This is a genomic window from Kitasatospora sp. NPDC056327, from assembly GCF_042261735.1.
In the GTDB taxonomy this organism is placed as follows: Bacteria; Actinomycetota; Actinomycetes; order Streptomycetales; family Streptomycetaceae; genus Kitasatospora.
Map to the genome: position 1 here is coordinate 1 of NZ_JBHJRC010000550.1, position 1,449 is coordinate 1,449.

General features: G+C 76.1%; 1 protein-coding gene. It reads right to left on the minus strand.

The window, feature by feature from the left end:
* Window positions 1-208: 208 nt before the first annotated feature.
* Window positions 209-1,201 carry an EI24 domain-containing protein gene (locus tag ACFCX4_RS36240; RefSeq protein ID WP_376151737.1) on the minus strand — a complete coding sequence of 331 codons (993 nt, stop codon included), beginning with the start codon at window positions 1,199-1,201 and terminating at the stop codon, window positions 209-211.
* Between the last annotated feature and the right edge of the window lie 248 nt (window positions 1,202-1,449).

Sequence of the window (1,449 nt, forward strand, 5' to 3'; positions counted from 1 at the left end):
ACCCGTTTTTGTTCTTTGTGTGGGGGGCTGTTTTTTTTTAATACGCCCCGGGCCCCCCCCCGGCCGCCGCGGGGGGGGGGGGGGGGGGGGGGGGGCCGGCGGCGGCCCGCCGGGAGCCCGTCCACTATCGGCGGCAGTAGATCGCCGCACCCGTGTGGGGGGCCTCACACCCGGGCGGGCGCCCACCGGACGCAGGGTGACGGGAGCGTCACGCGCCGCGGTACGGGTCCGGCTCCGCGGGCCGCGGCGCGGCGGCGTACGGGGAGGCCGGGGCCGGGCCGCCGCTGTACGGGTTCGCGGGCGGCGGGCCGCCGGCGTACGGATTGCCCGTGACGGGCCGCTGTGCGCCGTACTCCGGCAGCTCCGGGACGGCGGCCGCGTCGGGGCCGCCCTCCCCGCCGGGATCCGCGCCGCCCGGACCCGCGGCGTCCGTGTCCTCGTCCTCGTCCGTCGCGGACTGCTCCTCGACGGGCACCAGGTCCCGGGCCAGCAGGGTGGCACCGGCCACCGCGCCCGGCATGGCGAGCACCGTCACCAGCGGCACCAGGAAGAGCAGCACCAGCGGCACCCCGAAGCCGAAGGCCAGCCCGAGGCGCCCGCGCAGCAGCCGCAGCCGCTCGCGCTGCGCCACCCCGCGCCGCTGCAGCCCTACCGAGGTCAGTTCGAGGGTGAGGAAGAAGCCGGAGACCAGGAAACCCAGCACCGGCACCACGGTCTGCCCGACCACCGGGACGAACCCGGCTGCGAACAGCAGGACCGCGAAGCCGCCGGCCCGCACCAGGACGAAGAGGCTGTCGCGGGCCGCCACCACCAGCTCGCGCCAGAGCGGCACGTCCGGCGGCACCGGCGCGCCGCCCTCCGACTCGTCGACCTTCTCGCACAGTTCCTCGTAGAACGGCTGGCCGACCAGCAGGGTCACCGCCGTGAAGGTGAGCACGGAGAGCAGCAGCCCGCCGACGAAGACCAGCGCGCCGAGGGTGACCCGGAGCAGGTCCTGCCAGAACGAGGACCACGAGTCGGCGAACGGGGTGGCCCACTCGGCGATGTCCCCGGCCCAGCCGCCGAGGAAGAACAGTGCCACCGCGTAACCGGCCAGGGTGATCAGCGCCGGGATCATTCCGAACGCCCACCAGCGGCCGTGCCGCCCCACCCACTTCTGGCCCTTGGCCAGGTACCCCATCCCCGCTGCAAGATCTCGCATGAGGGGAAAGGGTAGGGGCTGGCGCGTCGCCGGGTCATGTCCGTCCCGTCACGGAACGGAACCGGAGCCTGCGGCGGATCCGGAGCCCTGCCCGCAGCGGACCGGCCTGCGGAGACCGGGCCGGTCGGGGCGGGCCGGTCGGGGGCGGGCCTGCCGGGAACCCGGAGGGCGGGGCCCGCTCGACCGCCCGCGGATCCGCGGGCGGGCCGCCGTCCGGACGGGACCGGGCCCGGGAGCCTCCGCAACGG